Source organism: Undibacterium sp. Ji83W (assembly GCF_049340385.1).
In the GTDB taxonomy this organism is placed as follows: domain Bacteria; phylum Pseudomonadota; class Gammaproteobacteria; order Burkholderiales; family Burkholderiaceae_D; genus Undibacterium.
Window position 1 is genome coordinate 118,810 of sequence record NZ_JBMPOZ010000005.1, and the last position, 21,571, is coordinate 140,380.

The 21,571-nt window shown below is 51.9% G+C and carries 18 protein-coding genes; 10 read left to right on the forward strand and 8 right to left on the reverse strand.

What is annotated here, in order from left to right:
* Window position 1: 1 nt before the first annotated feature.
* The gene (locus ACO0LD_RS11210; protein WP_423006690.1) at window positions 2-1,078 is read left to right on the forward strand and encodes a sn-glycerol-3-phosphate import ATP-binding protein UgpC; all 1,077 of its coding nucleotides are present in this window, start codon (window positions 2-4) and stop codon (window positions 1,076-1,078) included.
* 51 nt (window positions 1,079-1,129) lie between these two features.
* Here the strand turns inward: ACO0LD_RS11210 and ACO0LD_RS11215 are convergent, their stop codons facing one another.
* Complete coding sequence (locus ACO0LD_RS11215) at window positions 1,130-1,390, reverse strand: hypothetical protein (protein WP_423006692.1); 261 nt, start codon at window positions 1,388-1,390, stop codon at window positions 1,130-1,132.
* A 234-nt stretch (window positions 1,391-1,624) separates the two neighbouring features.
* Here ACO0LD_RS11215 and ACO0LD_RS11220 point away from each other — a divergent pair, with 234 nt between their 5' ends.
* Window positions 1,625-2,413, forward strand: coding sequence for a helix-turn-helix domain-containing protein (locus tag ACO0LD_RS11220; protein WP_423006694.1), 789 nt, complete (start codon window positions 1,625-1,627; stop codon window positions 2,411-2,413).
* Here the strand turns inward: ACO0LD_RS11220 and ACO0LD_RS11225 are convergent.
* From ACO0LD_RS11225 to ACO0LD_RS11245, 5 genes are all read right to left on the reverse strand, one after another.
* Entirely contained in the window at window positions 2,386-4,656 is a 2,271-nt protein-coding gene (locus tag ACO0LD_RS11225) for a patatin-like phospholipase family protein (RefSeq protein ID WP_423006696.1), read from the reverse strand. The genes ACO0LD_RS11220 and ACO0LD_RS11225 overlap by 28 nt on opposite strands.
* Window positions 4,657-4,832: 176 nt before the next feature.
* A complete protein-coding gene (gene rimJ / locus ACO0LD_RS11230; RefSeq protein WP_423006698.1) occupies window positions 4,833-5,378 on the reverse strand; it encodes a ribosomal protein S5-alanine N-acetyltransferase in 546 nt (181 codons plus the stop codon).
* A 19-nt stretch (window positions 5,379-5,397) separates the two neighbouring features.
* Complete coding sequence (locus ACO0LD_RS11235) at window positions 5,398-6,342, reverse strand: hydrogen peroxide-inducible genes activator (protein WP_423006700.1); 945 nt, start codon at window positions 6,340-6,342, stop codon at window positions 5,398-5,400.
* Window positions 6,343-6,628: 286 nt separating this feature from the next.
* Entirely contained in the window at window positions 6,629-7,540 is a 912-nt protein-coding gene (locus ACO0LD_RS11240) for an SDR family NAD(P)-dependent oxidoreductase (protein WP_423006702.1), read from the reverse strand.
* A gap of 756 nt (window positions 7,541-8,296) precedes the next feature.
* On the reverse strand, window positions 8,297-9,115 hold the full coding sequence (locus ACO0LD_RS11245; RefSeq protein WP_423006704.1) for an SDR family NAD(P)-dependent oxidoreductase: 819 nt from the start codon (window positions 9,113-9,115) through the stop codon (window positions 8,297-8,299).
* 137 nt (window positions 9,116-9,252) lie between these two features.
* Here ACO0LD_RS11245 and ACO0LD_RS11250 point away from each other — a divergent pair, with 137 nt between their 5' ends.
* A complete protein-coding gene (locus tag ACO0LD_RS11250; protein WP_423006706.1) occupies window positions 9,253-10,131 on the forward strand; it encodes a LysR family transcriptional regulator in 879 nt (292 codons plus the stop codon).
* Window positions 10,132-10,154: 23 nt separating this feature from the next.
* Here ACO0LD_RS11250 and ACO0LD_RS11255 read toward each other — a convergent pair whose 3' ends face one another.
* Window positions 10,155-10,643 (reverse strand): GNAT family N-acetyltransferase, encoded by a 489-nt coding sequence (locus ACO0LD_RS11255; RefSeq protein ID WP_423006708.1) that lies wholly within the window; start codon window positions 10,641-10,643, stop codon window positions 10,155-10,157.
* 6 nt (window positions 10,644-10,649) lie between these two features.
* A complete protein-coding gene (gene recG, locus ACO0LD_RS11260; protein ID WP_423006710.1) occupies window positions 10,650-12,815 on the reverse strand; it encodes an ATP-dependent DNA helicase RecG in 2,166 nt (721 codons plus the stop codon).
* 219 nt (window positions 12,816-13,034) lie between these two features.
* On the opposite strand from recG, the gene queA reads away from it, so the two are divergent.
* The 7 genes from queA to secD all read left to right on the forward strand — a co-directional run bounded on the left by queA (window position 13,035) and on the right by secD (window position 21,538).
* Window positions 13,035-14,084, forward strand: coding sequence for a tRNA preQ1(34) S-adenosylmethionine ribosyltransferase-isomerase QueA (gene queA, locus ACO0LD_RS11265; protein WP_423006712.1), 1,050 nt, complete (start codon window positions 13,035-13,037; stop codon window positions 14,082-14,084).
* A complete protein-coding gene (tgt, locus tag ACO0LD_RS11270; protein ID WP_422640532.1) occupies window positions 14,077-15,210 on the forward strand; it encodes a tRNA guanosine(34) transglycosylase Tgt in 1,134 nt (377 codons plus the stop codon). The genes queA and tgt overlap by 8 nt, the downstream gene beginning before the upstream one ends.
* A 48-nt stretch (window positions 15,211-15,258) precedes the next feature.
* Window positions 15,259-15,672 carry a hypothetical protein gene (locus ACO0LD_RS11275; RefSeq protein WP_423006714.1) on the forward strand — a complete coding sequence of 138 codons (414 nt, stop codon included), beginning with the start codon at window positions 15,259-15,261 and terminating at the stop codon, window positions 15,670-15,672.
* A gap of 85 nt (window positions 15,673-15,757) precedes the next feature.
* Window positions 15,758-17,281, forward strand: coding sequence for a flavin monoamine oxidase family protein (locus tag ACO0LD_RS11280; RefSeq protein ID WP_423006716.1), 1,524 nt, complete (start codon window positions 15,758-15,760; stop codon window positions 17,279-17,281).
* Window positions 17,282-17,495: 214 nt separating this feature from the next.
* A complete protein-coding gene (locus ACO0LD_RS11285) occupies window positions 17,496-18,953 on the forward strand; it encodes a YdgA family protein (protein ID WP_423006718.1) in 1,458 nt (485 codons plus the stop codon).
* A gap of 362 nt (window positions 18,954-19,315) precedes the next feature.
* A complete protein-coding gene (gene yajC, locus ACO0LD_RS11290) occupies window positions 19,316-19,582 on the forward strand; it encodes a preprotein translocase subunit YajC (protein WP_423006960.1) in 267 nt (88 codons plus the stop codon).
* A gap of 78 nt (window positions 19,583-19,660) precedes the next feature.
* Window positions 19,661-21,538: a protein translocase subunit SecD gene (gene secD / locus ACO0LD_RS11295; RefSeq protein WP_423006720.1), complete on the forward strand. Its 1,878-nt coding sequence runs from the start codon at window positions 19,661-19,663 to the stop codon at window positions 21,536-21,538.
* Window positions 21,539-21,571 lie beyond the last annotated feature (33 nt).

A 21,571-nucleotide genomic window follows, 5' to 3' on the forward strand; every position in this document is an offset into this window, starting at 1 on the left:
TATGGCACAACTACATTTTAAAAACGTCACCAAGACTTACGGCAAGGGCGATAAGGCTGTTGCTGTCATCCATGGCATTTCCATGGATATCAATCATGGTGAATTTATCGTCATGGTTGGACCGTCTGGCTGCGGTAAATCGACGCTCTTGCGCATGGTCGCGGGGCTGGAAGAAATCACTTCCGGCGATATCGTCATAGGCGACAGAGTAGTCAATAATCTGGAACCCAAGGACAGGGATATCGCCATGGTGTTCCAGAACTATGCTTTGTACCCGCACATGAGCGTGTACCAGAACATGGCCTATGGTTTGAAGATACGTGGCTTTTCCAAGACTGATATTGAGACCCGGGTACAAAAAGCTGCGCAGATACTGGAGCTGGGTGCATTGCTGGACAGGACCCCGCGCCAGCTTTCTGGCGGCCAGCGCCAGCGGGTTGCGATGGGCCGGGCCATCGTCAGGGAACCGGCAGTATTTTTATTCGATGAACCGCTGTCAAACCTGGATGCCAAATTGCGGGTGCAAATGCGTCTCGAAATCCAGCGTCTGCACAAGGCACTGGGTACCACCAGTCTGTATGTCACGCATGACCAGGTCGAGGCCATGACTCTGGGTCAGCGCATGATCGTCATGAATGGTGGTGTGGCTGAGCAGATAGGCACACCGGCTGAAGTGTATGCGACCCCGGCCACCACCTTTGTGGCCAGCTTTATTGGTTCACCACCCATGAATCTCTTGCGTGGCAAGCTGACTGAAAATGGCAGGCAGATGCAAATAGGTCAGGCACTGGTATCATTGCCGCTGGTGCAAAGCGAAGCAGAGCGCGTCGCCAACCGTGAACTGATATTGGGTGTGCGTCCAGAACATTTGTTCATAGGCATGCCAGGTTTGCCACTGGATGTACAACTGGTAGAGTCGCTGGGGGCAGATTTGCTGGTGCATGGCCTATGTGGTGGTGAACCCATGGTCATCCGTACGCCTGCGGGTACGGCAGTAGAAGCAGGTCAGCGCACGACAGTCGGCTTTGCTGCGGATGTAGTGCATTGGTTTGATCCCATCTCAAGCAAGCGCATCTAAAGCGGATGTGGCAAGTCAATCTTGGGATTAGACAATCACACGATTAGAGGTTTATACGATCAGTGCAGCCCTGCGCTTTTGACCTTGTTGCTGTTTTAAAAAATCAGAATGCACACTGGCGCGGCTGGGTGTGCCATTGAGTTCATTGTGTCCATTGGCTTTGCTGATAGCGGGTGCCTGTCTCTCCGTCTTTTGCCCGCAAATATAACCCAGCCCAAATACAGCAAAGGTCAGTAGCGCTGCAATGGCATACCTGCGTATCGTTTCACGGTGTTTAATCATATTACTGTTGGTGTCACTTCCTGTTCGCATCCCTGACTCCTGTAATCTTTAATTCTTGCTTACAGACTGCTTGCATATTTACATCAGCGGTGAGTTTTAATATCGATACGCCTGCTATTGAACTTCACGCCGCTTTTGCAGGTCGAAGTGTCGCAATAATTAAAAAAACGTACCAGAAAATTGCTGAAAGAACAGTTATTCAGTATTTTTGGTATCGATTTGCGGTACTATTTGCAAAATTTCACATTTAGCCAGGAAGCACTCATGAGTTCACCCGAATTGGTCTTGAAAGTCTTGCGTTCAGAGTTGCGTGCCGCAGGCGTGACATACAAAATGCTGGCCGAGCGCATAGGCATGAGTGAATCCAGCATGAAGCGCATGTTTGGGCAAAAGGATATGAGCCTGTCGCGCCTGGCAGAAATCTGCAAGGCTTCAGGCATTGCCATGGAAGATGTATTGCGCCAGGCTGCCGATGTCACACCGCATGCCGATACCCTGAGCCTGACGCAAGAACAGTCGCTGATGGCCGACCCCAAGTTATTGCTGGTGGCGATTTGCTGTCTGGGGCACTGGACGCTGGAGCAAATCATAGAAACCTATCATTTGTCCGAAGCTGAATGCGTCTTGCATATGGTCGCGCTGGACAAACTCGAAGTCATAGAATTGCGTCCCCTGAATCGCTACCGTTTGAAGGTGTCGCCAGCATTCCACTGGCGTCCTGACGGGCCGGTGCAACAATATTTCAGGGACGTGGTGGTCAGCGATTATTTTGATGGCAGTTTTGCCGCGCAGGGCGAGACTTTGCTCTTTGTACCTGCCCGGGTGTCATCGCACAGTGCCATGGAGATGGTGCAAAAGATACAGCAACTGGCCGCCGAACTGGCGCGTCTGCACCAGGATGACCGCCGTTTGAGGCCGGAAGAGCGCGATGGCTTTACCTTGCTGGTGGGTTTCCGGTCCTGGGAGTTTTCAGCCTTTACGGCGCTGCGTCGTCCAGAGACGGCAGCGCCAGTCAAAGGTCTGACTCACCAGATAGGCCCAAGGAAAAGGTAAAGCGAAGAGCCGTTGCCACGCGTCGCCCCGGCACCAAAGAACAGCGGGCCAAAACGCGTTTCTACAGAGACAAAGGCACTGGCTGCCTGCTTGAGTGAGTGCAGGCGCAGCGCCTGGCCATTGCCATAAGAATTGCCCACTTCTATCGAAAACCCGGTCCGTATCGCCCCACCTATGGTAGTCGGCAATGAGCCGATTTTACGCGCCAGCACAAAGCGGCCAAAAGCCGTGGCATCACCATCCAGTGAGTTGTTCGCCGTACCTGACAGACGCAAGAAACCGCCCAGTGGATTGGGTGCACCGCCACGTTCTGAACGGCTCCATTCCCCATATAAATGCCCAGCCCACTCGCCTAGCTGGAAGGCTGATAAGGCATCAATCTGCGATTGTGCTTGCGAGCGTTCGCCTGGATTCTGTGTTGAAGTTTGTTCCCACGATGAGGTAACCAGATAGCCCCGGCTGGGGTTGGCCAGTGAATCCAGGGTATCCAGACGGAAGCGCAAGAAGTGCGTGGTACTGTAATAACGCAAACTGTCCTGGTTTGCATTGGCAGGTAACAAGAAATCAACTTTGCCAAAACCACGGCTGGCACCAGCTTCTATGGTGCCCCAATTATCCAGCTGTCGCCCAAAAGCCAGGCTGGCCTGGGTGCCGCGCACGCCAACGCGCAAGGTTCTGCGTCCCTCTTGATACAAGTCCAGGCTGCTGCCATTGTATTCAAGAGAAGGGGCGACATACCAGGGGGAGCCAGAAGCCAGTGGTTGCCAGAATTGCGTACCCAACTGACGTTGGCTGCCTATGCGGGCAAAAGTACGCAATTCAGCGCCATAATTATTGAGTGAGGATGCAATATGCATGACGCTCAGGCCAAAGCGATTTTCATCTGCAAAATCACTGGTCAGCTCCAGGCCGACGCGCAGGCGGTTACGACTGGAATTCGACTCTGACGGTTTGATCAGCACATTGCGTTTGCCATCTTCATCACTGATGACGGTTTCTATATTGTCGATATCGCCGCGCCCATACAGCTTGCCCGAGGCTTGCCTGATCTGCTCTTGCGACAGTATCTGGCCTGCCTTCAAACCCGTTTGCGCTATTAAAGCCTGCGGATTGATGTAGCGCGGTCCTTCCACTTCTATCTTTGCCAGTGGTAATTTATCAGCAGTATTTCTTGCAGCCTGACCCGCGTTAGAGCGCTGGTATTCAAACACCGCATACTGTTCATCCGGCACGCGCAAGGCACTCAGTTGTGCTGCCATTTTGTTGGTGGCGATTTCGCCAGCCTTGATGGATTGCTGATACAAGCCAAAATCCAGGAAGCTGGTGCCTGACAATTCTGGTGCTATCAGCACGTCGGTCTTGCGCAAGTCCTTGATAGAGCGCTGTACATTTTGCTCGGTCAGGATTTGCAGCATCTGCTTGGTTACATCAATGGCACTATTGAGTTCATGCTCCTTGGCCAGGGGCGTGCCGACATTGACGGCAATGATGATATCCGCACCCATGGCGCGTGCCAGTTCTACCGGCAGGTTACTGACAAGGCCACCGTCGACGACCAGTTTTTGCTTGATACGCACTGGCGCAAAAACGCCCGGCAATGCCAGCGAGGCACGCATGGTCATCAACAAGGGCGTGTCATTCAATTCCACCATTTCGCCAGTCAACAAGTCGGAGGCGACAGACAGGAAAGGCAGGGCCAGTTGATTGACTGGCTGGTCGCGCATGCCTTCAGGCATCAAGCGTGTCAGGGCATTTTCCAGCGCGGCATTACCGGCTGCAGCAGGGGGTAAAAACACGCCAGACTTGGTCACTGCAAACTCTATGCGCGAAGGCAGCAACAAGTCTTCTTCCTTGCGGCGGAAATCCAGGTCGTAACGCGCAGGGCGGTCGGCCAGCACACTTTCCCAATCGGTATCACGGACGATTTGCTCCAGCTCATCGGCCGAGCGCCCGGCAGCATAGGCTCCACCAACGACAGCACCTATGCTGGTGCCCACCACCATATCCACAGGCACCCGCATTTTACGCAAGGCGCGCAAGACGCCGATATGGGCAAAGCCGCGTGCACCGCCACCTGACAGAACCAGCGCCACTTTGGGGCGGCCGGGCTGAGCATTGGCATTGATGATGGCTGGGCTGGAATTTTGTACGTCGCCAGTGGTTTGCGCCTGGCTGTCAAAGGTAAACAAGCTGGCTGCCGCGCAGGCGCAGGTAAGTATCACCAGTATCCGGGACAATGACATGGACTGAAGCTTTCTGTAGAAATGTGATGAGCCGGGCTAGTACTCCAGAATCTCAGCAGCGTGTTTCGCAAAAGACCGCAGTATATACTTATCGTCCAGCTCAATGACGGGCAGTTTGTTAATTCGTGGCTGTGATTCTAATTGTCTGGCTTAGTTATTCAGCTTAGTTATGCAGCTTAGTTATCCACATTAACGAGAGCAGTCAAAATATGGTCACGCCAGACGCCGTTAATCTTGAGATAAGACTTGGCATAGCCTTCTTTTTCAAAGCCCAGGCGTTCCAGCAAAGCGCCGCTGCGCTGGTTTTCTGGTACATAATTGGCCATGACACGGTGCAGACCCTGTTGCTGGAACATGTGGGTTATGCCAGCCTGCACTGCTTCCTGCATATAACCCTGGCCTTGCTGTTGTTCAGCAATCGCATAGCCCAGGTGACAGGCATGGAAAGCACCGCGGACGATATTGCTGAAATTGCAGATGCCTATCATGGTTTGATCCTGGCAAACCGCAAAATGCATGGCCAGACCAGCTTCCATGAGGCGGAAACTGGCCAGTAGCCTTTCTTCGCATTTTTCCAGCGAGAAAAAATCTTCGTCACGTACCGGTTCCCATGGCGCCAGGTGATGACGATTGAGCAGCAGGTATTGCTGCATCATGGGTGCATGTTCGGGCATCAGTACCCGCAATTGCAGGCGCGTGGTCGCGATCACTTCTTTGTTCATCGTGCAGGGGAGATAAAAATTATTGAGTGCTCGCCGCTTCGTCGAGCATGGTGACGCCGGGTAAATCACAAGCCATGACAGCCTTGCGTATGGCTTCAATTGCAGCCTGGCGGGTAAAACTCTTGCGCCAGGCAATCACGACGCGGCGGTCGGGTGCTGGTGCAGTAAAAGGCAGGTAACGCAGCATGCCATCCTTGGCATCCATGTCAGGTACCGATGCCATCGGCAATACCGTGATGCCTATGCCGGACGCCACCATGTGACGTATGGTTTCCAGTGAAGAGCCTTCAAAGGTCCTGGCAATACCATCACCCGTCGTGGAAAAGCGCGACATTTCAGGGCACACTTCCAGCACCTGGTCGCGGAAGCAATGCCCATTGCCGAGCAAGAGCATGGTTTCTGACTTCAATTCTTCGGCTGAGACTTCCTTGCGCTCTGCCCAGGCATGGGTGCGCGGCATGGCGACGACAAAGGGTTCGTCATACAGCGGTTGTATCATCATGCCCTGGTCTGGCAGAGGCAAGGCCATGATGGCGGCATCCAGTTCACCCTGGCGCAATAACTCCATGAGTTTGACGGTGAAATTCTCTTGCAGCACCAAAGGCATTTGCGGCACCTGCTGTATCATGGTTTTCACCAGGGTAGGCAGCAGGTAGGGGCCTATCGTATAAATGACGCCGAGGCGGAAAGGGCCAGCCAGCGGGTCTTTGTTTTGTTTGGCGATTTCCTTGATGGCGGCGGTTTGCTCGAGCACGCGCTCAGCCTGGGCAACAATCTGCGCCCCCAGCGGGGTAGTCGAAACCTCGGTGCCGCCACGTTCAAAAATAGTGACGCCCAGTTCATCTTCCAGTTTTTTGATGGCGACAGACAGCGTAGGCTGGGCGACAAAACAGGCTTCTGCCGCATGGCCAAAATGTTTTTGCCGGGCTACGGCAACAATATATTTTAATTCTGTGAGTGTCATGCCGTTAGTTTGGCACAGACTGAGTGCAGCGTCAGCAAGAGCTTTGTACAGAGCGTAAATTTTTTCCTGAATTTAACAATGACAGGGGGAGTATTTTCTGACAGTCATACTGTATATACGATATCTCGCTGTTTTGGCGCATACTCTGCCGGAAACTAAATTCTTTATGAGATGCTGACTGTGTGCCTGATTATTGATCTGGCGCAGTGTCTTGAGCACGGCTTGTGATAGGGGATTAAGGAGTGGCCCTGATGCGCCACCCCCTCTTGAATCTACATGCGCAGGATTAGCCCTTGGTTTGGCTCATGGCTTTGGTCAGCTCCAGATGTCCTTGTGCCGCGCCGCTTTCTGGCACAGATTCGTCTTCACGCTGGCGCACTTCAGCCAGGCGTGCTGCCAGTTGCTCTGGTGCATCTTCACCACGGCCTACCCAGACACCCTGGGTCAGGGTGATATTCGCGGCCTCAAAGCTACCCGCACCCGCACACAGGATGGCACGGCTAGGTGCCTGCTCGGATGCCAGTACCAGCATGGCTGGTACTACATCGGACGGCTGCAGGGCCGCCAGGAATTCTGCCGGGAACAGGCTTTCAGTCATGCGTGTTGCCGCCGTTGGTGCCAGGCTATTGACGCGGATATCATACTTGGCCCCTTCCAGCGCCAGCGTCTGCATCAACCCAACCAGGGCCATCTTGGCCGCACCATAATTCGACTGGCCGAAATTGCCATACAAACCTGAAGAGGAAGTGGTCATCACGATGCGACCATATTTTTGTTCTGTCATGATGGCCCAGACTGCCTTGCAGCAATGCACAGCACCCATCAGATGCACATCCAGCACCAGTTTAAAGTCAGCGATATCCATCTTGGCAAAACTCTTGTCGCGCAAGATACCAGCATTATTGACCAGGATATCAATCCGCCCCCATTGCGCCATGGTATCTGCCACCATAGACTGCACCGCTTCAAAGTCGGTGACCGATGCACCGTTGGCTATCGCCTCACCACCAGCCGCACGGATTTCTTCGACGACTGCCAGCGCAGCAGCGGATGAGCCACCAGAGCCATCACGCGCACCACCCAGATCATTGACCACCACTTTCGCACCACGCGCCGCCAGCGCCAGCGCATGTTCACGTCCTAAACCACCACCTGCACCGGTCACGATGGCGACACGGCCTTTGAAATCTATAGTCATTGCTGATCCTTATATTGTGTGTGCACATAGCCAGTGCGTTTGGCATTTATGCGTTGGTCGTTTTTAGGTTCTGGGGGATTTTACCTTGACATGAGGTGGGGGCGGTAGTTGTGATTTTGGCTATGGAGTGGGGGAGATGATTTGCCAATGAGGATTTGCACTCTCAGCAAATTGATGCAGGTTTTCTCGGATGGCTTTTGCCGAAGCCATTTCTTTATACTTTACCGTAACATTAAAATACGTCATTCCTGCGTGCTGTTGGCAGGAATCCAGTGGCGGTCGTGACATATTGTGAAAGTTATTAACGTCTGGATATTGGTGTTTTGAATACCTTGATCTTCACATGCCTGTATCCGTATTTTAAGATCGCCAGCCGGTGGTAGACCGGCGGCTACTTACCTTTTTGCTTCGCCAAAAAGGTAAGCCAAAAAGGCGACCCAGGCGTAGCCGCCCCTGCGGGGTTCCCGTTTGTGCAGTACAAAAAATGGGAAGATCCGAAACTCGCCTGCGGCTCAGACAGCGGCTCTTCTTAATCCATTTTCTGTACCGCACAAACGGCGGCTACACATGGGAACTGCAAAAAGTCAAAAACAACAGCAATCCCAAAACACAGGTTAATTGGTCATCCTCAACGACGTATGCGTAACGGCCATCAGGCAGAGACCCAGCTTGTATCTGCGGAGGGTAATCGCATGAGAAAGATTCAAGTATGCAAAAAACAGACAAATGCCTGATATCTAATTGCTCAAATCAATCTCAAACATGCTCCGCCACAAACCCATTAAACCAGGGACGCAAGCCGCCTATGGTAAAGCCACCGTCCACCAGCAAACTTTGCCCGGTCACAAAGCGCGCATCGTCGGACAATAGCCACAGTACTGCATCGGCAACATCTTCCGGCTGGCCTATGCGCTGCAAAGGGGTTTGTTTTTCAAATGGCAGTGCAGATGTCCTGGATGCCAGTACGCCGCTTGCCATGGGGGTGGCGATGATGCCGGGGCTGACGTTGTTGATGCGGATTTGCAGGGGGCCGACTTCGACTGCGACCGTGCGTGTCAAGGCATCGAGTGCGGCTTTTCCTGCTGCATAGGCGGACAGGCCGGGCATGGCGCCGTGGGCGGTCCAGGAGGAGGTGTTGACGATAGCACCTCCTACACCAGCTTCCTGCATGGCGGCGATTTCATGTTTCATACAGGCGAAGACGCCGCGCAGGTTAGTCGCCATGACGACATCAAAATCAGCCAGGCTGGTTTCCTGGAAGGGTTGGAAACCACCGAGGATGCCCGCGTTATTCCAGGCCATGTGCAAGCCACCAAAGGTGGCGACGGTTTTTTGTACCAGCGCCTGGACTTGCTCGGCGTCGGATACATCGGCGGATATAGCCAGGGCGATGCCGCCTGCTGCCTTGATTTCATCGGCAACCAGATTAATTTCCGCAGGACGGCGGCCAGCGATGACGACGTTTGCCCCTTCACGGCCAAAGCGCAGGGCGGCGGCTTTGCCCATGCCGGTTCCTCCGCCGGTGATCAGGACGGTGCGGTTGGTAAAACGGGAGGCAAGTGTGGTGATAGTCATGGTGTAGCTCCAAAAAATTGTGTGGGAATCGCTGTTTGTTCGCCAGCATCTGCATGCAAACAAGGCGCTATTCTTATTTGAAACTAAAATGAGATAAATGAGTCTATGATTGATACATCTATAATCAGGAGTGTTGAATGGATTTGCTGGACAGCATGAAGGTCTATGTCTTTGCCGTGGAAAAAGGCAGCCTGAGCGGGGCGGCCACGGCTAGCGGGATTTCGGCGACCATGGCAGGCAATCATTTACGCATGCTGGAGAAACGCCTGGGCATGCAATTGCTGCAAAGGACTACCCGGCGTCAGCATCTGACTGCCTTTGGTGAGGACTACTATGCACGTTGCAAGGAAATCCTCAGACTGGTGTCTGAAACCGACAAACAGGCGCAAAACCTGCAACTGGCTCCGGCAGGCAAGCTGCGCATCACTGCGCCAGTTACTTTTGGCACAGAGGCCCTGATGCCGGCATTGTCGGAATATTTGGAACGCTATCCTGAAGTCAGCGTCGATGTGAGCTTGTCTGATCGCGTCATGGATATGCTAGAGGAAGGATTTGAAGTGGCGATAAGAATAGGTCAATTGCCAGATTCTGCCTTGATCGCCAAATCCTTGAGCCCGTATCGACTGATGATTTGCGCCTCACCTGACTATCTGGCCCGCAAAGGCACACCAGGCAAGCCAGAAGATTTGACACAGCACGAATGCCTGTCTTTCAGTCCGGCAGCCATTACCAATTGGCGCTTGCAAGACGAGGATGGCATTTACCGTGTTCCTGTCTCTGGTCGTTTGCAAGTCAATCACGGACAGGCCTTGCGGGTTGCTGCCTTGCATGGCCTGGGCATAGTCTTGCAGCCAGCGATATTGTTGCAGGCCGATGTGAAGGCCGGGCTTTTGGTGCAATTATTCCCCGACCATGAATTGCCGAGTCGTGCGCTGAGCGTGGTTTATCTGCAAGACAGATACCGCACGCCCAAGCTGCGCAGTTTTGTGGATTTTATGGTGGAGAAATTTGGCTGATTTCTATTAGAAAATTGATGAAATCAGGCTTTGCCAATTTTCTTTTGCATGATGATCGCCCCACCAAATTCCGGGTTCAATTCGTAAGGTGCAAAGCCTTCTGCACGATACAGATTTTGTGCACGGGTATTGCCCTCCAATACTTCCAGCGTCATCTTGCAATAACCCTGTTGTTCAGAAAGTGCAGTCAGATGCTGCATCATTTTATTGCCTATGCCCTGGCCACGAAAATCAGGATGCACGGCAAAGTCGTGGATGTTCAATAAAGACTTGCAGGCAAAGGTGGAAAAGCCTTCTATGCAAATTGCAAAACCGGCAGCCTGCTCATCCACATAAGCGAGGATGGCGCGCACGGTATTGCGTTTTTTGATTTCACTAATGAGATTGGCCTGGGCATAATCAGAGAGTGCTTCGCCACCACCCATAGGGTCAAGCGCATACATATTGAGCATGCTGACCAGGTCTTTGGCATGTTGTGGATTATTGACGTCGACATTCAGGATATTCAGCATAGGGTTTTACACTCTCAAAAATTCTTCTTTATATCCCAGCCAGCGCTCCAGATGAGCGGCAACGGTGACCGGGTCATTTTTTAATAAATCATCAGCCAGATTACGCGCTTTATCCACCAGCCATTGATCAGTTTCCAGGTTGGCAAAGCGTAACATGGCTTCGCCGGATTGGCGTGCCCCGAGGAATTCACCCGGGCCGCGCAATTCCAGATCCTTGCGGGCAATTTCAAAACCATCATTACTCTCGCGCATGGTGGCCAGCCTTTGTTTGGCGGTGCCGCCCAGCGGGCCTTGATAAAGCAACAGGCAAACACTGGCTGCTGCACCACGGCCTACTCGGCCACGCAACTGATGCAATTGCGACAGGCCAAAACGCTCTGCGTGTTCTATCACCATCAGGCTGGCATTCGGTACATCAACACCAACTTCAATCACCGTGGTAGCCACCAGCACCTGGCTGTCATTGCGGATGAAGGCTTCCATGGTAGCCTGTTTTTCTGCCGGTTTCAGGCGGCCATGTACCAGGCCAACCTTCAGTTCTGGCAGGGCTTCAGCAAGCATGGTGTGTGTGTCAGTTGCTGTTTGCAGTTGCAGGGTTTCTGATTCTTCTATGAGTGGGCATACCCAATAGACTTGTTTGCCTTCCTGTCCCGCTGCCTGCACGCGGGCGATGACTTCATCGCGGCGGTTTTGGTCGATGACGCGGGTGACAATAGGTGTGCGGCCTGGCGGCAATTCATCAATGATGGATACTTCCAGGTCAGCGTAATACGTCATGGCCAATGTGCGCGGGATAGGCGTGGCCGACATCATCAGTTGATGCGGCACTTTGCCAGCCTCAGTCTTGTTGGCCAAATTCAGGCGCTGGCTGACACCAAAGCGGTGTTGCTCATCGACGATGACCAGGCCCAGCTTTTTGAATTGCACACTGTCCTGTATCAGGGCGTGGGTGCCTATCACCAACTGCGCTTCGCCGGAGGTGATGAGGGCATTGGCCGCGTCTTTTTCTTTTTTCTTCAGGCTACCGGTCAGCCAGGCGGTTTTTACACCGAGCGGTTCCAGCCAGGCAGCGATTTTCCTGAAATGCTGTTCGGCCAGAATTTCTGTCGGTGCCATCAGCGCCGCCTGAAAGCCATTGTCTATGGCTTGCGCCGCCGCCAGTGCTGCAACGATGGTTTTGCCGCTGCCTACGTCGCCCTGCAACAGGCGTTGCATGGGGAAGGCTTCACGCAGATCATCGCGTATCTCTGCCAGCACTTTCTCCTGTGCCTTGGTCAGTGAAAATGGCAGGTTCAGCAAGAAGGCATTACTGAGCTCACCCACCAGTGGCAGGGCATTTGCACCTTTGCTGCGGCGTGTAATTTGTGCGCGCTTCAGTGACAATTGCTGGGCCAGCAGCTCATCGAATTTCATGCGTTCCCAGGCCGGGTGTTCGCGTTCTATCAGGCTATGCTGGTCCACATCTGGCGGTGGATTGTGCAGGGTGCGTATGCTGCTTTCAAAATCCTGCAAATGCAGGGCGGCCAGCCGTGCAGGCGACAGGGTGTCGCGCCAGTTAACGCGTGTCATGGCATTGGCAATGGCCTTGCGCAATAAAGCTTGTGGCACGCCTTCGCCAGACGGATAAACTGGCGTCAGCGCTGTAGGCAAAGGTGCGCCTTCATTGACGATCTTGTAGTGCGGATGCACCATCTCCGCACCAAAGAAACCATGGCGTAATTCACCACGCGCCCGTACCCGCACACCTGCTGCCATTTGCTTGGTCTGGTTGCCATAAAAATTCAGGAAGCGCAGTACCACTTGCCCACTATCGTCAGCAATAGTCACCACCAACTGGCGGCGCGGGCGGTACTGGATATCGCATTCTGTGACCAGGCCTTCAACCTGCACACTGCTGCCACCACGGAAAGATGCATCGCGCATGCTGACGATTTCTGTTTCGTCTTCATAGCGCATGGGCAGGTGCAAGACAAAATCCATGTCCTTGCGCAAGCCCAGTTTGGCAAGTTTTTCACTGGCTTTGGCTGCAGTAGTGCTTGCATTGGCCGGGGCCTTGGTTTTTTTTGCAGGTTTTTTGGAGCTGGATTCAGGCATTGCATAGCTGCCAGCCATGGCCGCATCAGCTTGTGTATTATTTAACTCTGCACTTGCACTTTGGTCTTCAGCGGCCATGGGGTGTAAAATGGTGGGTTTTGCTGTTAGCTTATTTTCTTAGCTTACTATTGTCTCAGGACAGGTAAAAATGATTGCTCTGGCATTTTAAAGCGTATTCATTGCTGTTATGTATAGCCTTGCAAGCTTCTTGCTTTGCATTCTACTGATTTTTTATACAGTGCGCAGCAGCTTTTTACCTATTTTCCCTGATTACCTTGAATTTTGTCGAATTTTTGCATGCGCTACTCCCTAAGTGATTTTGATTTTGAACTGCCCGAAGCCCTGATCGCGCAAACTCCTTTGCCTGATCGTACTGCTTCGCGCCTCCTGCATGTAGATGGCGATCAACTGATAGACCGGCATTTTGCTGACGTCTTAGATCAACTGTCTGCCGGTGATTTGCTGGTATTTAATGATACCCGCGTACTCAAGGCACGTTTCTTTGGTGTCAAGGAAAGCGGCGGCAAGATACAGATGCTGGTAGAGCGTGTGCTGTCGAATAATGAAAAGGAACGCAGCGTGCTGGCGCAGATGCGCGCTTCCAAGTCACCACTGCCGGGCAGTACAATCCGCCTGGCTGATAGTTTCGACGTGGTTGTCGGTGAGCGTGTGGGTGAGTTTTTCACCCTGTATTTCCCGTCTGATATCTTCACGCTGCTGGAAACCTATGGCCGCCTGCCTTTGCCGCCGTATATAGAACATGATGCAGATGACTTTGACGAGCAGCGTTACCAGACCGTGTATAACCGTGTGCCGGGTGCAGTAGCCGCGCCGACCGCTGGCCTGCATTTTGACGAGGCGCTGTTGCAGCGTTGCCAGGACAAGGGCATTAAACTCGCCTATGTGACCCTGCATGTGGGCGCAGGTACTTTCCAGCCCGTGCGTACCGAAAACCTGGCAGATCACCAGATGCACAGCGAATGGTATACCGTGCCAGATGAGACCGTGGCCGCAGTGCAGGCCACCAAAGTCGCTGGCGGCAAAGTGGTTGCTGTTGGTACCACCAGCATGCGCGCGCTCGAATCTGCTTCACAAGCTGGTGCTTTGCAGGCGGGCAGTGACGACACCCGTCTGTTCATCACACCTGGCTATGTATTCAAAACCGTGGACAGGCTTATCACCAATTTCCACTTACCAAAATCCACTTTGATGATGCTGGTATCGGCATTTGCCGGGTATGATCGCGTCCGCGCTGCTTATGCACATGCAATTGCTCAACAATATCGTTTTTTCAGCTATGGCGATGCCATGCTGCTGACCAATTCCTCCGGGGAAGACCATGCTTGAATTCACACTGATTAAAAAAGATAAAACTACTGCTGCACGTCGTGGCCGTGTCAAAGTCAACCATGGTGAAATAGAAACACCTATCTTCATGCCAGTTGGCACATATGGCTCGGTCAAGGCAATGTCGCCGCTGGAGTTGAAAGAGATTGATGCCCATATCATTCTCGGCAATACTTTCCATCTGTGGCTGCGCCCTGGCATGGACGTGATCAACAAGTTTGGCGGCTTGCATGATTTCATGGGCTGGGATAAACCTATCCTGACTGACTCTGGTGGCTTTCAGGTATTTTCACTCGGGGCAATGCGCAAGATCACCGAAGAGGGCGTCAAGTTTTCTTCGCCTATCAGTGGTGAGCGTTTGTTCCTGTCGCCAGAAATTTCCATGCAAATCCAGCGTTCCCTGAATTCTGACATCGTCATGCAGTTTGATGAATGCACACCTTATGAAATAGATGGCAGGCCAGCGACGACAGAAGAAGCAGGCAAATCCATGCGCATGTCTTTGCGCTGGGCCAAGCGTTCCATCGATGAATTCAACCAGGGTGAAAACCCGAATGCCTTGTTCGGCATCGTCCAGGGCGGCATGTTTGAACACCTGCGCGATGAGTCCCTGGCTGGCTTGAATGAACTGAATTTCCACGGTATCGCCATCGGCGGCCTGTCTGTAGGAGAGCCCAAGGAAGACATGATGCGCGTGCTCGCGCATGTCGGCCCCAAGCTGCCAGAAAACAAGCCGCATTACCTGATGGGCGTAGGTACGCCAGAAGACCTGGTGGCTGGCGTTGCCAATGGCATCGATATGTTTGACTGCGTCATGCCTACCCGCAATGCGCGCAATGGCTGGATTTTTACCCGCTTTGGTGATATCAAGATCAAGAATGCCCGTTACAAGGAAGAAAAAGAACCACTGGATGCGACTTGCGAATGCTATGCCTGCAAGAACTTCTCACGCGCTTACCTGCATCATTTGCACCGCACTGGCGAAATCCTGGGCGCACGTTTGAACACCATCCACAATCTGCATTATTACCTGGATTTGATGAAAAACATCCGTAAAGCACTCGACGATGAGCGTTTCCCTGAGTTTGTCCAGCAATTCCATGCTGATCGGGCGCGTGGCGTTTAATGCCAGCCTGGCGTGTCGGATAGCATTTTTTCGATTTATGGAGGCGCAATGAAATACCATCGTTTCGCTGTTTTTGTACTTTCCCTGTGCTCTGTCACTATCGTACAGGGACGTGAGATCTATAAGTGCGTGTCTGCCGACGGCAAAACCAGTTTTGTCGATAAACCCTGCGACAAGAACGCGAAAAGCGCCACTGAAGTCATCATCAAAAACGATATGCCATCATCAGAAGATGTGAGTCGGCAACAGACAGACTGGAAGAAGAAAAGCGCTGAATTTGATGAACGTCAGCAAGCCAGAAAACGCAAGGAAGACGACGAAGCTTTTCAGTACAGGCAGAAAAAAGCGGATGAGCAAAGAGCTGCTGATCTCGCCAAGCGGCAGGCTGACGAAGAAGACAGAAGGCAGCGTGAAGCTGGTGCCCGTGCAGCAGCAAGACGTGCGGCCAATAACGGGTTTTAGTTTCGAGCGCGGGCTGTGCTGCTTCCGGTAAAACACATACTACACATAAGCGTGCAAAGACCACGCAAAATTAAAAAGGTTTTCTATGAATTATCATCCCGTGATCATTGCTGGTGGCGGCATTTCTGGCCTGTATTGCGCATGGCGCCTGGCGCTGGCCGGACAAAAAGTCGTGGTGCTGGAAGCCTCATCTGACCGCTGGGGTGGTCGCATAGAGACTGAGGATCTGGATGGCTTCATCGCTGAATGGGGTCCTATGCGTTTCGAACCCACCCTGCAACCACGCTTCGATAAATTGTGCCGTGACCTGGGCGTCAAGCTGACCGAGTTCAGCGGCCCAGAAGGTGAAGAAGTCAACGCACCTACTTATGATTTGCCTGCAGAAGAAATGGGACTCAACTCCCTGCAACTGCTCAAGCGCGGCATCATGCTGGTGATGGGGCAAGACCCACAAGACCAGGCCTGGATAGATGCGCAGACTGAGGCTGATTACCAGCGCATGCGCAAACATGCACAACTCAATGGCCAGCCGCTGTGGAGCATGGGTTTCTGGAATGCCATGTCTGCCGAAGGCGCACTCAGCCACCTGGCACTGACCAAGCTGCGCGATACTGGCACTTTCTACCACATGATCCCCGAAAACCTGAATGCGATCGAATGGATCATCTGGTGGTTGCGCGCCCTGAAAACCGTAGGCCAGCAACTGGCCAGCGTTGATGGCGGCACCGCAAAACTGACCGAGAGCCTGATGGCCAAATTGCGCAGCCTCAGTAATGTCACTCTGGCCGGCGGCCATATGCTCACCAGCTTCAAGCAAATCGCCATGGGCCAGCCCAGGCTGGAACTGGATGTACATACCAAGAATGGCAATATCCAATTGCAGACTGACAGGCTGATCCTGGCTTTGCCGAGAATGCCGCTGGTGAAGCTGGCATCCTGCCTGCCTGAACATGTCTCTTCGCAACTGGATGCGGTGAATGGCTTCCCGATGCTAAAACTGTTCTTTGTCACAGATTCACCATGGTGGGATTATTCTCAGCGCCCGCAACAATATGCGAGTTGCCTGCCTACCCGTGAAATCCATTATTTCCGCCGCCCGCAAGGGCAGGACAAGGATGGTCACGGCATGGTCTTGCTCTACATGGACCGCCCATCGACAGAATTCTGGAAACACTACGTCATGGAAACCGACAAGCATGACCGCGCCGAGATCGACCAGAACGTCAAGATCGTCGATGCCTTCTCTCTGTTTGTCGCGCGTGATGTCAAACGCCTCGTCGATATCAAGCGTTCCGGCTTGAAACTGACAGACCAGGCCCAGCATATGTTTGAAGAAAAGTCGCTGGAAGACACCCGCGACTTCATCAAGGATTCCATTGTCACCTATGGCATACGCGACTGGGCCAGGGCACCTTATGGTGCGGCCAACCATGGCTGGCAACCAGGTGTGCGCTCATGGAAGGTCATGGATGTTTTCAAGGCCTTCGACTTTGGCAGCGGTGCCAAGAATATCCACATCGTTGGTGAAGCGTATTCTGATTATCAGGGCTTTGTCGAGGGGGCTTTGAACACCTCGGAACTGGCTCTGGCGACAATACGTCCCAACTAAGCCAGGCAAAACCATCAGACAAGGCAGCAAGCGCAAGTTTGCTGCCTTTTTCTTTTGTTTTTTGTGAATTTGAAATGGAGAAAAGATTGCCACATACCAAAGTATTATTTGCCGAATGCAATAATGACAATCGAAAAGAAGCTTGTTACACTCCCTGCAGGTCGTCATGACCAAAGCCAAAATGGCAAGCATATAGCTTAAATGGAGAAAGTTTGTGAGTAAAAGTATAAAACTGATCGCGGTAGTAGTGGTTCTGGCGGTGGCATATCCTGCTGCAGCCTGGTACACCGGAAAAAGTGTAGAAGCCAAGCTGGCAGAGTCAAGCATGAATCAGGCTAAATCTTCTCCTTATGTCAAAGTCGTCAAGCAGGATTATCAACGCGGGATATTCTCTTCCGTGCAAGATACGACGCTGGAACTGAACTTCCCAGGCATGAAAAAAGCAGATTTCCCTTTGCCAGGTGCGGCAGAGGAGCCAGCTGCAGATAATCCTGCAGCAGCAGACGCGCCAGCGGCAGACCCTGCTGTACCAGCGCCAGAGAAGGCATCCAAGCCCATACAGATACACTTTATCAATCACATCCAGCATGGTCCTTTGCCTGCGTTCCGTGGCTATGGTGCGGCGCTGATCAAGACTGAACTGGTGCTGGATGCAGAAAGCAAGGCACAACTTGCCAAGCTGTTTGGTACTGCCAATCCGTTGGAAATTACTTCGCGCCTGAATTATGGCGGCAGTGGTCGTGTCAGCATTTCCAGCCCGGCATTTAATACCGTCATGGAAAAAGACAAAGAAAAAGTCGCGTGGCAGGGTTTGAGCCTGGAAGTCGGCTTTGAAAAAGATTACAAGGCATTTAATGTTGTGATGAATGCCCCTGGTTTGACTGTGGATGGGTTGGAAGGTCAATCATTCAAACTGGGCGCGGTCAGCCTCAAAGGTGAGGTCACGCAAGCCTATCCAGGTACCAATCTGTATCTGGGCAAGACTGAAACGACGGTCACCAATATCAGCTACACAGATAAGGTCGATGCCAAGAAAAGCTTTAACCTGGATCAGTTCAAGCTGGGCACTGAAGCCAATATGAAAGATGAGCTGATGGACTTTGCTGCCAGAATTGGTGCTGCCAAGCTTAGTTTTGATAATCAAGAGTTCACAGATTTTCATTATGACTACGGTGTCAAACGCCTTCATGGTCCTTCTCTGGCAAAAATTTCCGCTGCCTACACGAATGCTGCCAGTACAGCCGGTGATCCTGAAAGAATGGCAGCCCTGAAAGCCGTGTGGGATGAAGTCGCCGCTGTTGTTTTGCAAAAAGAACCAGAGCTGGTGCTGGAACGTCTGAGTGTCATGACCGTGGATGGCGAGGCAAAACTTGCAGGCTCAGCCAAGCTTGTAGGTGCTACAGCGGCTGATGCAGCCAATCCTATGTTGCTGTTGCCAAAATTGCAAAGCATTCTGGATGTGACTTTGACGGAAGCTCTGGTGGCCAAGCTGGGTGGTGCGAGCCAAAAAGATCCAGAAGCTAAAAAAGCAGCTCAGGATGCGATGGCTCAGCAAATTCAAGCCTTCGAAGGCCAAGGTTTTATCACTCGCAGTGGCAAACTCCTCAGTTCCAAAATCGAATGGAAGCAGGGTGCTTTAACTATAAACGGCAAGCCATTTAGCCGACCATAATTCTTGTCCATGCATTAAGTTTGGCAATTAAGCCAGACAAAATAGTAAGATCCAGGCAATCATCCGGTGTTCCGGTGATTGCCTGTTTTTTTTGTAAGCACAGCTTTCTTTGCAGATATCCTGACAATTTCCAGCAATTCGCATGGGCGATGCTAAAATACAGAGCTTTGCCAATTGAAAAATAGGCATTTGGTGCTATATAGCAGCAACTGAGCAAGAATTGAGCCAGGATTGCGGCAATTTATATCCAGTTTTTAGCCAAGAAATTAGTATTTCATTATTAAAATGACAGGAGTCTGAACGTGTTTATTTCCAATGCTTACGCACAAGCAGCCGCTGGCGGCGATCTCCAGAGCAATCTGATGAGTATGTGGCCTTTGCTCCTGATGGTAGCAGTAATGTATTTCCTGATGATACGTCCTCAGATGAAACGTCAGAAAGAGCAAAGGGCAATGATGGATGCCCTGGCAAAAAATGATGAAGTGGTTACAGCAGGCGGTATTCTGGGTAAAGTGACCAAGGTAACTGATGCTTACATCACGATAGAAATCGCCAATGGCACAGAAGTCGTTGTGCAAAAAATGTCCATCACCATGATGCTGCCCAAGGGCACGATTAAAGCGATTTAATCAGCAAAACACGGCAACGCAGTCCAAAATAATCTGGGCTGCGTTGTGCTTTTTTAGCTTCCAATTATTTTTCCCATTATGAATCGCTATCCACTCTGGAAGTACATACTGATTCTGATCGCCCTGGTGTTCGGTGCTATTTATACCGTCCCCAATTTCTTTGGCGAATCACCTGCAGTACAAGTCAGTAGCGCGAAAGCCACTGTCAAAGTTGAAGCTGATATGACCAGCCGCGTTGAAAAAGCGCTGCAACAGGCTGGCCTGAAAAGCAAGGATATCTTCTACGAAAATAACGGCGTTCAAGGTACAGTACGCGCCCGTTTTGAAGATGTGGATACTCAGTTCAAAGCCAAGTCTGCTCTGGAAAAAGCTTTGAATGCTGATCCTGCAGACCCTACTTATACGCTGGCCTTCAATCTCTTGTCGAATACACCGAAATGGTTGCAGAGTTTGCATGCCTTGCCTATGTATCTGGGTCTGGATTTGCGCGGCGGTGTGCATTTCCTCATGCAAGTTGATACCAAGGCTGTCATGAACAAGCGCATGCAGGGCCTGTTGTCGAGTGTGCGTAGCAATTTGCGTGAAAAAGAAGTTCGCCATGCAGGTCTGAGCCGTGAAGGTGATCAGATCAAGGTGAAATTCCGTGATGCAGAAGAACGTGGCAAGGCCAAGAATGTCCTGACTTCGCAGATGGCAGATGTAGACCTGCTCGATACCACAGGTAGTGACGGTGCTGATTATGGCTTGCAAGTGACTTTGAAACCAAAGGCACTGAAAGAAGTCATTTCAGAAGGCATCAAACAAAATATTACGGCCTTGTCCAAGCGTGTGAATGAACTGGGTGTCGCTGAGCCTATTATTCAACAACAGGGTGCTGACCGTATTGTCGTGCAATTGCCAGGTGTGCAAGACGTAGTGCGCGCCAAGAACATCATCAATCGTCTGGCAACGCTGGAAGTCCGTTTGCTCGATGAAAGCGTGATAGGTTCAGTCGACGCCAATACAGCTGTTCCTTACGGTTCAGAAAAATTCATCTCCAATCGTGGCGAGTACCTGATCCTGACCAAGGACCCTGTTATTACAGGCGATGACATCACCAATGCCACCTCTAGTTTTGATCAGCATCAGCAACCTGCGGTCAGTGTTGATTTGAACGGTGATGGCGGCAAACGCATGGGTAATGCCACCAGTTCACGCATAGGCAAACGCATGGCGATCGTCCTGTTTGAAAAAGGCAAGGGCGAAGTCTTGATTGCACCTACTATCAATGATGAATTGCGCAATCGTTTCATCATTACCGGCATGGGTTCTTCCTCTGCTGCTGGTGACCTGGCACTGTTGTTGCGCGCAGGTTCATTAGCTGCGCCTATGGAAATTATCGAAGAACGCACGATTGGCCCGCAACTGGGTGTGGAAAACATCAAGCAGGGCCGTAACTCCACTTTATATGGTTTTGCTGCCATTGCTGTCTTCATGATGGCTTACTACCTGATGTTTGGCTTCTTCAGCGTGCTGGCCCTGTCCTTCAACTTGCTGTTGCTGGTGGCGGCCTTGTCGTTGATGCAGGCTACCCTGACTTTGCCTGGTATTGCTGCGATTGCTTTGGCACTGGGTATGGCGATTGATGCCAACGTGCTCATCAATGAACGTATCCGTGAAGAATTGCGTGCTGGTAAAGCGCCGCAAAAAGCCATAGAAGAAGGGTTTGATCATGCCTGGGCGACGATTCTCGATTCCAACGTGACGACCTTGATTGTTGGTCTGGCATTGCTGGTATTTGGTTCTGGTGCGATACGCGGTTTTGCCGTGGTTCATTGCCTGGGTATTGTGACGTCGATTTTCTCTTCAGTGTTTGTATCGCGCGGTGTGGTCAATCTCTGGTATGGAAGAAAGAAAAAACTCGCGTCCATTTCTATTGGACAAATCTGGAAACCAACAGAAAACGCTTTGAAGTAAGCGCCGGGCAAAACAAGAATACAGGAATTCATT

Excerpts from the sequence above, each read along its gene's own strand:
- ACO0LD_RS11280 (WP_423006716.1), top strand. The coding sequence starts at position 15,758 with ATGAATTATCATCCCGTGATCATTGCTGGTGGCGGCATTTCTGGCCTG.
- ACO0LD_RS11275 (WP_423006714.1), top strand. The coding sequence starts at position 15,259 with ATGAAATACCATCGTTTCGCTGTTTTTGTACTTTCCCTGTGCTCTGTC.
- yajC (WP_423006960.1), top strand. The coding sequence starts at position 19,316 with ATGAGTATGTGGCCTTTGCTCCTGATGGTAGCAGTAATGTATTTCCTG.
- ACO0LD_RS11220 (WP_423006694.1), top strand. The coding sequence starts at position 1,625 with ATGAGTTCACCCGAATTGGTCTTGAAAGTCTTGCGTTCAGAGTTGCGT.
- ACO0LD_RS11235 (WP_423006700.1), bottom strand. The coding sequence starts at position 6,342 with ATGACACTCACAGAATTAAAATATATTGTTGCCGTAGCCCGGCAAAAA.
- rimJ (WP_423006698.1), bottom strand. The coding sequence starts at position 5,378 with ATGAACAAAGAAGTGATCGCGACCACGCGCCTGCAATTGCGGGTACTG.
- ACO0LD_RS11225 (WP_423006696.1), bottom strand. The coding sequence starts at position 4,656 with ATGTCATTGTCCCGGATACTGGTGATACTTACCTGCGCCTGCGCGGCA.
- tgt (WP_422640532.1), top strand. The coding sequence starts at position 14,077 with ATGCTTGAATTCACACTGATTAAAAAAGATAAAACTACTGCTGCACGT.
- recG (WP_423006710.1), bottom strand. The coding sequence starts at position 12,815 with ATGGCCGCTGAAGACCAAAGTGCAAGTGCAGAGTTAAATAATACACAA.
- ACO0LD_RS11210 (WP_423006690.1), top strand. The coding sequence starts at position 2 with ATGGCACAACTACATTTTAAAAACGTCACCAAGACTTACGGCAAGGGC.
- secD (WP_423006720.1), top strand. The coding sequence starts at position 19,661 with ATGAATCGCTATCCACTCTGGAAGTACATACTGATTCTGATCGCCCTG.
- ACO0LD_RS11250 (WP_423006706.1), top strand. The coding sequence starts at position 9,253 with ATGGATTTGCTGGACAGCATGAAGGTCTATGTCTTTGCCGTGGAAAAA.
- ACO0LD_RS11245 (WP_423006704.1), bottom strand. The coding sequence starts at position 9,115 with ATGACTATCACCACACTTGCCTCCCGTTTTACCAACCGCACCGTCCTG.
- ACO0LD_RS11240 (WP_423006702.1), bottom strand. The coding sequence starts at position 7,540 with ATGACTATAGATTTCAAAGGCCGTGTCGCCATCGTGACCGGTGCAGGT.
- ACO0LD_RS11255 (WP_423006708.1), bottom strand. The coding sequence starts at position 10,643 with ATGCTGAATATCCTGAATGTCGACGTCAATAATCCACAACATGCCAAA.
- queA (WP_423006712.1), top strand. The coding sequence starts at position 13,035 with ATGCGCTACTCCCTAAGTGATTTTGATTTTGAACTGCCCGAAGCCCTG.
- ACO0LD_RS11215 (WP_423006692.1), bottom strand. The coding sequence starts at position 1,390 with ATGCGAACAGGAAGTGACACCAACAGTAATATGATTAAACACCGTGAA.